We start from the raw sequence: 12,282 nt of genomic DNA, 5'->3' as shown, positions 1-12,282 counted from the left end.
AGGCTCAGCGCTTTACGCGCGCGGCGGCCGCTGGGCGTTTTTCGGCCGGAACGCCGCCACGATGGCCGGATCGGTTTCGATATACGGACCGCCGATCAGATCGATGCAGTAGGGCACCGCCGCGAAAATGCCGGGCACCTTCGCCTTGCCGCTCTCGTCGCGCAGGCCTTCCAGCGTCTCCTTGATCGACTTGGGCTGGCCGGGCAGGTTGATGATGAGCGCCGCGTGGTCCTCGGTTTCGCGGATCACGGCGACCTGGCGCGAAAGGATCGCCGTCGGCACGAAATTCAGGCTGATCTGGCGCATCTGCTCGCCGAAACCTGGCATTTCCTTCGTCGCCACGGCCAGCGTCGCCTCGGGCGTGACGTCGCGGCGCGCCGGGCCGGTGCCGCCCGTGGTCAGCACCAGATCGCAGCCCAGACCGTCGACGAGCGCCGTGAGCGTCGCCGAAATGGTGGCCGCGTCGTCGTGGATCAGGCGCGTTTCGGCGCGCCACGGCGACTTGAGCACGGCGCCGAGCCATTCCATCAATGACGGAATGCCCTTGTCCTCGTAGACGCCCGCAGTTGCGCGGTCGCTGACCGACACGAGGCCGATCACGAGTTCGTCAGGGTGGCTGCGCTCAGGTTTGGTCATCTTCGCGGTCCTCGCCGGCATCGTGGTCGGCGTCATCCGCTTCCTCGTTGCCCTGGCGGCTCACGTCCTTGATCCACTGGAACAGCTCGCGGAAGTATTTGGGCGGCTTGGCCTGCTGCTGCTCGCGGCGGGCGTTGCGGATCAGCGTGCGGCCTTCCTGCGGGTCGGCGGCCGGATAGTCGCGGATAAAGGCGGTGAGCGCCTCGTCGTCGGCCAGCAGCTTTTCGCGTGTGCGCTCGATCCAGTGCAGGCGTGCCGTAGCGGCCTTGTTCACGCCCTTATGCTCCTCCATCGCCTTGCGCAGCGCGGCGACTTCGGTTTCGGTGAGGCCGCGCATCATGCGGCCCACATACTGGAGCTGGCGGCGACGGCCTTCGTGGTCGGTGATGCGGCGGGCCTCGTGGACGGCGTCCGAGAGGTCTTCCGTCATCGGCATGCGCTTGAGGGCGTCCTTGGGCAGCTCGACGAGCGTCACGCCCAGCACTTGCAGGGCTTCCATCTCGCGCTTGAGCTGCGATTTGCTCGGGCGATCGTAACCGTTGTCGTCGACTTCGGCGACAGCGTCGTTCATGGGTTGAATGCGGGTTTTGCGTTTCATGACGCATATTGTAACGTGCGCGCGCGAGCCGATCGGACTCGATGGCCGCGGCCGCGTTCCCGGAGCGCGTGCGCGATGCGGCGTTGCGACACGCCTGGCCTCGGTGTGCGCGCGCAGTCCTTGCTATGATCGCGAAACGCGTCTGACGTAACGGCGCTACGTGTACGCAGTGGCATCAGCAAAGCGGGCACGCGCGCGACGCATCACGCGACACCTCCGACACACGACAAGCGGGCCGCACCGGCCCAATACCGGACCGTAACGACAATGGCAGCAGACATCGAAGCCCGGCAGCGTTTTTTTCCGCACACCCAGGACGAACTGAAGGAGATCGCGTCGGACATCCTCCGCCACGCGAAGGCGCTCGGCGCGAGCGACGCCGCGACCGAGATCTCCGAAGGCGATGGTCTTTCGGTGTCAGTGCGGCGCGGTGAAGTCGAAACCATCGAGCACAACCGCGACAAGATGGTCGGCGTGACCGTCTACATCGGCAACAAGCGCGGCAACGCGAGCACCTCGGACTTTTCCGCGCAGGCGCTCAAGGACACCGTGGCGGCCGCCTACAACATCGCGCGCTTCACCGCCGACGACGACTGCGCGGGACTCGCCGAGCGCGAGCTGCTGGAAACCGCGCCGCGCGACCTCGATCTCTACCATCCGTGGAGCGTCACGGCCGACGAAGCCGTCGAAATCGCGCGCCGCGCCGAAGACGCCGCGTTCGCCACCGACCGCCGCGTGACCAACTCCGAAGGCGCGAGCGTGTCCGCGCAGCACTCGCAGTTCGTGCTGGCCACCTCCAGCGGCTTCATGCACGGCTATCCGTATTCGCGTCATTACGTCGCCTGCGCGCCCATCGCGGGCAGCGGGCGCAGCATGCAGCGCGACGACTGGTACACCTCGCGGCGCAACGCGGACGAACTGGCCTCGCCCGAAGCCGTAGGCCGCTACGCCGCCGAACGCGCGCTGTCGCGCCTGAACGCGCGCGGACTCGATACGCGCAAGGTGCCGGTCCTGTTCGAAGCGCCACTGGCGGCCGGGATCCTCGGCGCGTTCGTGCAGGCCACGAGCGGCGGCGCGCTGTATCGCAAGACGTCGTTCCTGGTCGATAGCCTGGGCAAGCCGGTGTTCGCGCCGCACATCCAGATCGTCGAAGATCCGCACGTGCCGCGTGCGGCGGGCAGCGCGCCGTTCGACGAAGAAGGCGTGCACACGCAACGTCGCGAAGTGGTCAAGGACGGTGTGGTGCAGGGCTATTTTCTGTCGTCGTACTCGGCGCGCAAGCTCGGCATGCAGACGACCGGCAACGCGGGCGGCTCGCACAACCTGCGCCTGGAAAGCTCGCTCACGCGGCCCGAAGACGACTTCGAAGCGATGCTCAAGAAGCTGGGCACGGGCTTGCTGCTGACCGAGCTGATGGGGCAGGGCGTGAACTTCGTGACGGGCGATTATTCGCGCGGCGCGTCGGGCTTCTGGGTCGAGAACGGCAAGATCCAGTATCCGGTCGAGGAAATCACGGTGGCGTCCACGCTGCAGGAGATGTTCCACCACATCGTCGCGGTGGGCGCGGATACGCTCGCGCGCGGCACGCGTCAGACGGGCTCGGTGCTGATCGAGCGCATGACGGTGGCGGGGCAGTAAGCGGCGCGGGTGTTACGCCCGCTGGAAATGCGAACGGCACGCCTTGGCGTGCCGTTTTGTTTTGAGCGGCGGCAAAGCCGCCGCAGCCGCGCCTTAATCCCGCCGTTCGTAAGTCACAAAGGCGAAATCGAAGGTGTTCGGCGCATTCGCGTGCAGCGTCTCGCGTGCCGTCTCATGCCAGATTGCCGCGTCCGGCGCGGGGAAAAACGCATCGCCTTCAAAATCGGCGGCGATTTCCGTGACGATCAGTTTCTGCGCGAGCGCGATGCCTTCGGCGTAAAGCTGCGCGCCGCCGATCAGGAAGGCTTCGGGCGCCTGGTCCTCGCCCGCGAGCGCGAGCGCCGCTTCCAGGCTCGTGACCGTATCGCAGCCGGGAAAGCGCTTGCCGGCATCGCGCGTGACGACGATGTTGCGCCGTCCGGGCAGCGCGCGGCCGATCGATTCGTGGGTCTTGCGGCCCATCACGATGGGCGCGCCCATGGTGGTGCGTTTGAAGAAAGCGAGGTCTTCGGGCAGCCGCCAGGGCAGCTCGTTGTCGCGGCCGATCACGCCGTTCTGGGCGCGAGCGACGATCAGGGTGAGCGTCGTCATCGAGTGGGTCGGAGAGGGTCGAATTGCGATGGAATTGAAAGGTCGATCCCATCGATTCTACCCGACGGCGCGTTTTGACCCGCATCAACCCCAGGCGCTGCCACGGCCGACTTCAGCGTCGGGCCGCGGCGTCGCGCCTGGCTTAGTCGGCTGGGTCCGCTGGATGCGGTTCGCTTTGCGCCGCGCTTTCGGACTGATTTTCCGCATCCCCGCCGAAAATCGTCTTTTCGTCGCGCAGGCCGTGTGAACCCATCAGGCGATAGAGCGTCACCCGCGAGATCCCCAGATCGGCCGCCGCTTCGGTCAGGCGATGGCGGTGGCGCAGCAGCGCCGCCTCGATCGCGCGTTTCTCCGCCGCCTCGCGCGCCTGCGCGAGCGTGACCGTCTGCTGCTCGGTGAACTGGCCGAGGTCGAGATCCTCCGCCGAGATCAGCTTGCTTTCGGCCATCACGATGGCGCGGCGCACGCGGTTGATCAGTTCGCGCACGTTGCCGGGCCAGTTGTAGTTGTACATGGCCTCGATGGCGTCCGGCGTGAAGCCGCGGATCTTGCGCGCGCTGTCCATCTTGAACTTGTGCAGCACGTGATGCGCGAGGATCTCAATGTCCTTGCCGCGCGCGCGCAGCGGCGGCTCGTCCACGCGCAGCACGCACAGGCGGTGAAACAGGTCCGCGCGGAAACGTCCATCGCGCATCGCCGCTTCGAGATCGACGTGAGTGGCCGCGATGATGCGCACATCGACGGGAATCTGCTCGTGGCCGCCCAGGCGCTCGATCTTGCCTTCCTGCAAAAAGCGCAGCAGGCTCGCCTGGCTTTCCAGCGGCAGATCGCCGATTTCGTCGAGGAACAGCGTGCCGCCGTTGGCCGCCTCGACGCGGCCGATCTTGCGCTGGTTCGCGCCCGTGAAGGCGCCGCGCTCGTAGCCGAATAATTCGGATTGCAGAAGATGGTGCGGGATCGCGCCGCAGTTGATCGGCACGAACGGCGCCTTGCGGCGCGGCGAGCGTTCGTGGATCGCCAGCGCCGTCAACTCCTTGCCCGTGCCCGATTCGCCCGAGATGAACACCGACGCATCCGTGTTGGCCACCTTGCGGATCGTGCGAAAGAGCTGCTGCATCGCCTCGCAGGTGCCCACCATCTCATCTTCGTCCGCGCTTGCCGCCGACGCGGGGGCGTCGTCGAGATCGCACAGCGTGACCATGCCGAAGGCGTGGCCAACGAGATAGTCGAGCGTCGCGGGCGCGACCGGCAGATGCACATAGTCGAAGCAGTAGTGGCGGATCAGGCGGCGCACTTCCGGATCGGTCAGGCGCTGCGCATCGGTGAGCGCGATCCAGCCCACTTGTTGCAGCCGCAGCACGGCTTCGAGCCCGGCCAGATCGCGCGTGGCGAAGCCGGTCAGATCGATGATGCCGGCGCAGGTCGGCTCCTGCTTCACGAGGCGCGTCGCTTCGTGCGCGGACTTGGCCGTGGCGACTTCCCAGCCGCGGCTTTTCAGATACGCGCCAAGCTGCGTGTCGGGCGTGCGCGCGACGTACAGCAGCATCCGGTCGATGTCCGCAATCGGCCGGCCGTCGCTGGCCTGGCTCGCCTTGGCGGCGCCGGGCGCATCGAGATTGCGCGCCGATGAAGAACCTGCCGTACCCGACGTACCTTCGGCCGTCGCGTCCGCCTGCAAGGCGGCCAGCGGCGACTGTCCCACCACGGCGAGCCGCTGGCCCGCCCCGGCGAACGACGTCACGTTGGCGCTCAGATGTGAGGATTCGCGCACGATTGACCTCGTATTCATCAGAAGGTGTAGGGGAACCGCACGCCGACGACGAAGTTCGGCGCATCGGGCGTGAGGCCCACCGAGACAGCGCCGTTGATCGTCAGGTGCTTGTTGACCACGTGATTGAGCCCGAAGTTGAGCACCGAGGCGGTCGTTTCGCTGCCCGGCACGCCGGCCCAGCTGCCGCCGGGCGCCTTGGTCTTCGATTGCGGCTCGATGGCCATGGTGTAGGAGATGCTGGCCGAGTCCTTGTCCGAGAAGGCGAGTGCAACGCCGCCGCCGAACTGGATGATGTCGCCGAGCTTCACTTCGGCCGGCTCGGTCTGCCCGATGACCGACGAGATGTCGGAGAACGAGCGCGAGATGTTGTAGGTGTACGACAAGCTGCCGAACAGCACGACCGGGTCATAGGTCTTGAGCACGGACAGACCAGCCGTGACGTTCCAGAAGCCGGTGCCGGTGGGCAGCTTGGAGGGTGCGACGAGGTTGGTGTTGTCCTGCGAGATCTGCTGCACCTTGATGCCGAACGGCGAGGTGCCGGTCGGCGTCTTCACGCGCAGGCTGCCCACCACGTCGGGCATGTTGTTGGTTTCCTTCAGGAACTGATAGTAGATCCCGAAGTTGACGTCGCCGATCGCATTCGAATTCACCGACGAATCGGACAGCGAACTGGCCGAGCCGCCCGCGCCGCCCACAATGAAGCTGCTGTGGCGGTAGATGTAGGGCACATCGATGTCGATGCTCATGCGGTCGGTCAGGCCGTACCGCGTGTCCAGATCGGCCATGATCTGGTGCGACTTGGTTTCGCCCAGATTGATGTTGCCGAGGAAAATCGCATCGAGCGCGAGGAAGCCGGAAAGCTGCAGCTGGCGCCGGTCGTAGTAGGTGTCGCTGATACCCCAGTCGAGCGTGAGCTTGTGGTCGAACAGCGGTGCGTGCTCGCGCTGCACGACGGCCTGTTCGGCCTGGGTGCGCTCGGGCTCGGCGTTCTTCTGCGTTTCGCCGACAGTCGGGTTATTCGGATTGTTGGGGTTCACGCCAACGGGCGCACCCTGTTGCGGGCCGCTCGCGGCGGAGGTGCCGGTCGCCGCGCCGCTTGGGCCGGCGTCAGGCGAGGGCGGGTTCACCGGCACGCCGGTGGCAGTGCCCGTGAGCGAGCCCGGCGCGGTGGCGCCTGGCAGCGCCTGCGCGAGCGGCGGCAGCGGGACGGGCAAGCCGTCCGCGCCGGGTTGCTCGGCGACGCTTGTGCCGGCGGCGGCGTCGGGCGCACCGGCGCCCGGCATGCCGCGTCCGCGCTCGGACATTTCCAGGTTGGTGACCTGGCGCTCGAGAGACTGGATCTGGCGTTGCTGCTCGTCGACCACACGCATGAGCGTGTTGACCCGATCTTCAAGCGACTGGCCTTGCAGCGCCTGCGCGTGGGCGGATTGCGCGAGCGTGAAAAGCAGGACTGCTGCTGGAATCGCGGCCAGCGAAAAATGCGGCGCTGCCGTCTTCAATATCGTGTTCATTTTTCTTCCCCCGGATCGAAATCGCACGCATGACCGAACCCCCTGGTCCTGTACCCCGCGTACGTCGATTCACCTCCTCGATACGTCACGCAGGGCCTCGGCCTGCGTGTACTGGTCCCCCTGCTTCGGTCTCCTTCTGGTGTATGGCCGTCCATGGCGGTGGACGGCTTGTCGTTGATTGGCGGTTGGTTGTCAGCGGATGTTGCGCAGAGCCTGTAATACGCCGGCCTGCCGGATCATTTGCGCGCTCATCTGCTGCGTCTGCAGGCTGAGTTGCAACTGGTTGGCGACCTGCTGGTTATTGCCCGCGACCTGGAGCAGCTGAGCGATGGAGCCCGCCTGCGCCGTGTTGCTCGGCATGATGTTCTGTGTCGCTATGCCGGCGGGTGTCTGCAACGTGACACTGATGCCGTTATTGCCGAAGGCAATGCCCGCGCGGACTGTGCCGTTGGCGTTCGAGGCGGATGCGCTCGGCGTGTTCGCGAGGCTCGCGATCTGTGCGCTGTTGCTGCTGCCGCCGCTGCTATTGGCGTAGTCGATGGTCGCGGCATTGGAGCCGACGTTGTTGTTGCCGGCCACCTGGGTGACCTGCGAGACGCCGTTGACCGACACGTTCTGTCCGCCCGTGGCCGACGTGTTCGGCGTGGCGCCGCTGTTGGCGGTGGTCGTGCCGCCCGCGACGGGGTCGGTGACCTTGGCGCTGGTCTGTACGCTGGCGCTCAGCTGGTTGGCCGTGTTTTGCACGACCGTGAGCGCGCCCTGGGCCGTGGCGGTGGCACCGTTGGGCAACTGCCATTGCGAGATGACGTTCAGGACCATGCCCGAAATCATGTCGTTGCCGGCGTATTTGCCGGTCTGATGGGCGAGCACGTCGTCGTCGACGGCTTCGACTTCCACGGGGTGCGCGTCGGCGCCGCCTGCGGAAAGAAATGCGGGTGCGAGGGGCAAAGGCGGCTGCGTGGCGGCGAGGCTCTCGGCGGCGTACGCACCGTTCGAATAAGCGCAGGCGAGCGCGCAGATACCTGCAGCGATGCCAGTCTGTGAGAGGTTGCGATTCATGACTCTTGTGTACTTCAGAACATGACGGCCTTATCGAGGCCGTATTCGAAGAAGGGAGTCGCGGCGGTGCCGTTGAGCAGGGCGTTCTCGCGCAGCTTCAGCGCGAGCGACTCGTTGTTCTGCAACAGCGGAGAGTCCTCCAGAAACGGTCTGCCGAGTACCGCGAAAACCAGTCCATTCCAGGTCTTCGCGAAATCGTCTTCGGCCACGATCCGGTTACCGAGCGCGGGGTCCGCGATAAAGACGCGGCCGTTCTCGGCGTGCTTGACGATCACGAAATGCTCGTAGCCATCGATGTTCATCAGCACGAGCACGGGAATCTGCAGGTGATACAGGGCGTCGGTGTTGACGCGGAAGCCGCGCCCGCGCAGGCCGATCGTTTCGACGAACTTCTTCATGTCGAGCATGGAGAAGCCGTTCTTTACGACGACCTCGGGCGTGGAGTACACCATCATCCGGCGGATCAGTTCCGGTTCGGGGATGTCGATGCCGTAGCCATACTTGAGCAGCGTAGCGAGCGCGGCGGCGCCGCAGCTGTAGTCGTATTGCTGGCTGACGATGCTGCTGTACCGGATATCGCGCATCGAGTGCAGCGGCAGCTTGATCGGCACGCCGACCAGATGCGTTGCGTCGATCATCGATTGCGCGTGGACAGGCACGAAAGCCGCGGTGGCGACGAGCGCCAGCGCGACAGCACACATCCTTGACGCCGGGGACGATGCGAGCCCGGACATGGTGGTCTCCTGCTTCTGGTTCACGCACCGGCCGCGTGTGGCGGCGGCCGGTGCGTCGAGGTACAGCCCTGTTTGCAGCGACTTGCTGACTGCTTAGTGGCCGTTGCTGATTGCCGCGATGGCCATGCCGTTGTGCTGCAGGTTGCCGATACCGCCGGCAATGTTCACGCCGATGTTGCCGCTGGCGCCTGCAAGTGCGCCGGCGCCGAGGCTAGCCGTGCCCTGGAACTGGCCCGTGGCGTTCATCGCCGCGTCCTGCACGTTGTTGTCGGTCGCAACCATCGCCGTCGTCTTGGCGGTGCCTGCGTTGCTGGACGTCGTCACAGAGCCGGCGAGGCTGTTGTTCTGCGCGTTGCCGATACCCGATGCCACGTTCACGCCCACGTTGCCCGAGACGCTGGCGAGCGAACCATCACCCACCGACGCATTCAGGTTGAAGTTTTTCACGTTGGCGGTGCCGCCCGAAGCTTGAGTGTTGAAGATCTGAGCGTTACCGAACACATTGCCGACATCGACGGACGCGAGGGCAACGTTGTTGCTCTGTGCGTTGTTGATGCCTTCGGCGATGTTCACGCCCAGGTTGCCCGTGACACCCGTTGCTGCGTCGCTGCCCGTGGTGGCGTTGAGCGTGCCGGCGACTTGCGTGTCGTAGTGCTGCGTGACCGAACCGGTCGTCGTTTCGTTGACCGTGGTGAGCGAGTCGCTCACGTTATAGCCCCACGACTTGCTGGCTTCCGTCGCCGTTGCATACGAGTGAGCGCTTGCGCTCTGGCCGCTGCTCGATTCGCTGGACGAGCGGCTGGCCGACTTGCTCGAGCTGCTCGACTTCGAGCTGCTGCCGTTCACGTAGGCCGACAGTGCTGCGCTGCCCGTGCCATCGGCGTAGGCGGCGTTCGCGTTCTGCGACGTGCTGCTCGTGCTCTTGTTGTCGGATGCCGTCCAGGCCACGCCTGCGGACGTGTTGTCCGTGTTGTTATGCGAGTTGGTCGTCGTATGCGTCGTCGCTTCGTTGCCCGCGATGGCGCCGCCGGCCATGCCGTTGTGCGAATTGCCGCTGTGGTTCCACGACACTTCCACTGCGGCGTTGCCGCTGCCGCTTTGCGACTTCGTCGACGTGTTGTTCCCCGTGCTGTTGTATGCCGTCGCGACCGCTGCGTTGCCCGTGTTGCTGGAAGCGCTGGTGGACGACGAGTTGCTGGCGCTGCCGCTATCCGTGGCGACGTGGTAGTCACCCGAGATGCCGGCGTTCAGGGTCTTCGAGAAGTTCGAGCTGCTCGACGAGGACTTCGACGACGACGACGAGGAGCTGCTCGAGTGCGACTGCGAGTGCGACGAAGCCGACTGGTCAGCCGTGGCATACGACGAGTTGGCGTAGACGCTGTTGGTGCCCGTACCGGTCACGCTCCACGTGTTGTTGTCATACGTGGTCTTCACGTTGCCGGTGACATAGCTCTGTGCCTGGGGCAGCAGCGTGCCGCCTTGCGTCGTCTGCGAGTTGTTGATGACTGCGCCTGCCGTGCTGGAGACGGCGACGCAACCATACAGGCTGACCCAGCCTTCGATGCCGACCTGTTCGCCCACTGCCGTGTAGTTGAACAGATAGGCCGAGTTCGAGGCTGCAAACGAGGACGTGGCTGCCGTTGCGAGGACTGCCGCTGCGATGAGGGTGCGCTTCATGTTTCGCTCCGATACTTGAGTGGTCAGTTAGAAAAGAGTGCCCGCCGGGGGACGGAGCACAAAACTGTTCGCCGTTGCATTACCGGCACCGGCCGTCTGGTTCACCTGCACGAGGCCCGTTGCATTCCTGAAGGTCACACCGTCGATGCGTACCTCACGAATGCCGCCTGCCTGGCCTGCCTGGTTTGCCTTATTGCCGTTCTGAGCGGTGACCGCGGACAGCTCGCCGTCCGAGAGCATCGCCACTCCGAGCGCCCCAGTGCCGATCTGCGCACTGTTACGCTGGATATTGCCCACGCCTGCCGCCTGATTGATCATCATGGCGCCCGACGTGTTGTTGAATGCACCCGAGCCGATGATCGCGCTGGCGTTGCCTAGCCGTGCGCGGGTCGAGGTGCTCTGGTCATCCAGATTCAGATTGCCGACTGATCCGCCCGTGGCGATGGTCAGCTGGTTGCCTTGTGCGTTGTCGAGCCCAGCCGCTTCGTTCACGGTCAGCGCGCCGGTCGTCGAGGTCGCGGCGTTCGGCGCGATCACGGCGATGGCGCCGACGGTGGCCTGCGCGTGGGCGCCGGTTGCGAGCGCAACGGAAGCGGTCGCGAGCGCAAGCGTGGCCAGAAGTTTGGGACGACGAATCATTTCACTCCTCCGATGGAACCGAGCGCGCTGGTCAGCGGCGCCAGTGCACCGGTGACGGTGCTGGAAATCGTGTTGCCGATACCGCCCATTGCGGTCGCGCTGCCGCCGGCGCCCAGGCCGCTGTTCGAGCCGCCTGCCGGGTTGCCCACGAGGATGCGGTTGATGGCCTGCACGCCCGCAGCTTCGCCTGCCATTGCGCCGCTGGTGTTTACGCCCGAGTTGCCGCGGGCGTTGGTCAGATCCGTATCGTTGACGAGCGTGGCCATGGCCGGGTCGAAGGAGTTCTTCGGGAACGTCGTGGCGCGCACGAGTACCGGGTCCTGGCTCTTCGGAACACTGGCGAACGCGCTGCGTGGCGTGACGTCGCGCTCGACGATGATGTCGCCGGGGTTCGTCACCTGCTGCGCGCTGACGCCTGCTGCGAGTGCCGTTGCACACACACCGCTTAGGACTGCTGCGATCTGCGCGCAACGCCGGCGCACGCCTGGCGTCGTAATGCGAACATTCATGTTGGTCTCCGTCTTGCCCCTCGGGGCGGCGACTATCGTTCGCCGCTCCCGAACCGCGCCGCCTTCTGCGCGGGTCCTGTATCTGGATTACAGCGTGTGTCTGACTGCGTTAATCTGTTTCACTTGCGGGTGTAGCTGGCGATGTTGCCTTGCGCGGCCTGTCCGCTATCCACCGGAATCGGCAGTGGCGCGGGCGGGGCGATTTCGTCCCAGAGCGTCACGTTGTTGCCGCCGCGCATCAGTTGCGGGGTGGCGGCCACCATCAACATGCCGACCGCGCCGCCGCGTTGATGCGAGAGCGTCTGGTCGTCGATCGAGCCGACGCCGGCGATCACCGGTTCGTCGCCGGCTTGGCCCGGATCGGCGGCGAGCGGCGCGGCGCTCAGGTTTGCGCCGCTCGTGCCGTTGTCCGTATTGCTGGCAGCGTTTTGGTCCACGGCGGCTGCGGTGCCCAGATTCAGCGTGGCCGGCTGCATGCCGGCTTCGATGCCGGCCTGGACGCCGGAATCAACTGCCGGCGTGATCAGGGTGCTGCTGACTGCGGTTGTTGCAGGAACGACATCGGCGTTCACGCTCGCCACGACGAAGGAGGCGCTGGCCGCATCCGTTGCGGTTTGCGCATACACCGACGGGGCGACCGCGAGGAGCGCAGCGGGGATCAGCACGGCCGCCAGAGCGGTGGCGTGACTGACTGCGCTGTGCTGGACGTTCGAAGGAATGAGTCGCATGGCTTGCCTCCTGGTGCGAGGACATTTAGCGAAACGTGTGCCATGTCCCGCAAACCGTTGATGCGACGGGGGTCCCGATATTTTCTGCGGGCTTTGAATTGCGGATATTCGAGAAAATGTTTCAGTGCTGAAACGTCGGGCTCTTTAAACCCCTGGAAATCGTTCAGGAGTTTCAACGGAGAACGTTTGCG

At 65.5% G+C, this 12,282-nt stretch carries 12 protein-coding genes; 1 reads left to right on the top strand and 11 read right to left on the bottom strand.

The annotated features are described in order from the left end of the window. Positions 1-12 precede the first annotated feature (12 nt). The gene (gene mog / locus VG320_RS27610; protein ID WP_327203249.1) at positions 13-636 is read right to left on the bottom strand and encodes a molybdopterin adenylyltransferase; all 624 of its coding nucleotides are present in this window, start codon (positions 634-636) and stop codon (positions 13-15) included. Continuing rightward, positions 623-1,234 (bottom strand): ribosome biogenesis factor YjgA, encoded by a 612-nt coding sequence (gene yjgA, locus VG320_RS27605; RefSeq protein WP_327203248.1) that lies wholly within the window; start codon positions 1,232-1,234, stop codon positions 623-625. The genes mog and yjgA overlap by 14 nt, the downstream gene beginning before the upstream one ends. Positions 1,235-1,501: 267 nt before the next feature. Here yjgA and pmbA point away from each other — a divergent pair, with 267 nt between their 5' ends. Beyond that, positions 1,502-2,872, top strand: a complete 1,371-nt coding sequence (pmbA, locus tag VG320_RS27600) for a metalloprotease PmbA (protein WP_327203247.1) — start codon at positions 1,502-1,504, stop codon at positions 2,870-2,872. Between the two features lie 93 nt (positions 2,873-2,965). Here the strand turns inward: pmbA and VG320_RS27595 are convergent, their stop codons facing one another. The 9 genes from VG320_RS27595 to VG320_RS27555 all read right to left on the bottom strand — a co-directional run bounded on the left by VG320_RS27595 (position 2,966) and on the right by VG320_RS27555 (position 12,091). Next, a complete protein-coding gene (locus VG320_RS27595) occupies positions 2,966-3,463 on the bottom strand; it encodes a dihydrofolate reductase (protein WP_327203246.1) in 498 nt (165 codons plus the stop codon). Between the two features lie 142 nt (positions 3,464-3,605). After that, entirely contained in the window at positions 3,606-5,009 is a 1,404-nt protein-coding gene (locus tag VG320_RS27590; RefSeq protein ID WP_414696136.1) for a sigma-54 dependent transcriptional regulator, read from the bottom strand. 242 nt (positions 5,010-5,251) lie between these two features. Further along, positions 5,252-6,745, bottom strand: a complete 1,494-nt coding sequence (locus VG320_RS27585) for a hypothetical protein (RefSeq protein ID WP_327203244.1) — start codon at positions 6,743-6,745, stop codon at positions 5,252-5,254. A gap of 192 nt (positions 6,746-6,937) precedes the next feature. Further along, positions 6,938-7,804: a peptidase C39 gene (locus tag VG320_RS27580; RefSeq protein ID WP_327203243.1), complete on the bottom strand. Its 867-nt coding sequence runs from the start codon at positions 7,802-7,804 to the stop codon at positions 6,938-6,940. A 14-nt stretch (positions 7,805-7,818) separates the two neighbouring features. Further along, entirely contained in the window at positions 7,819-8,538 is a 720-nt protein-coding gene (locus VG320_RS27575; protein WP_414696135.1) for a C39 family peptidase, read from the bottom strand. 93 nt (positions 8,539-8,631) lie between these two features. Continuing rightward, positions 8,632-10,215: a hypothetical protein gene (locus VG320_RS27570; RefSeq protein WP_327203242.1), complete on the bottom strand. Its 1,584-nt coding sequence runs from the start codon at positions 10,213-10,215 to the stop codon at positions 8,632-8,634. Between the two features lie 27 nt (positions 10,216-10,242). Further along, positions 10,243-10,854, bottom strand: a complete 612-nt coding sequence (locus tag VG320_RS27565; protein ID WP_327203241.1) for a hypothetical protein — start codon at positions 10,852-10,854, stop codon at positions 10,243-10,245. Then, positions 10,851-11,363, bottom strand: coding sequence for a hypothetical protein (locus VG320_RS27560; protein WP_327203240.1), 513 nt, complete (start codon positions 11,361-11,363; stop codon positions 10,851-10,853). Before VG320_RS27560 ends, VG320_RS27565 begins: the two co-directional genes overlap by 4 nt. A 119-nt stretch (positions 11,364-11,482) precedes the next feature. Then, positions 11,483-12,091, bottom strand: coding sequence for a hypothetical protein (locus VG320_RS27555; RefSeq protein ID WP_327203239.1), 609 nt, complete (start codon positions 12,089-12,091; stop codon positions 11,483-11,485). Positions 12,092-12,282: the final 191 nt, after the last annotated feature.

It is taken from the genome of Paraburkholderia sp. (assembly GCF_035948235.1).
GTDB lineage: Bacteria > Pseudomonadota > Gammaproteobacteria > Burkholderiales > Burkholderiaceae > Paraburkholderia.
The sequence above is the reverse complement of the archived record's forward strand: the minus strand, read 5'-3'. Positions and strand labels throughout refer to the sequence as shown.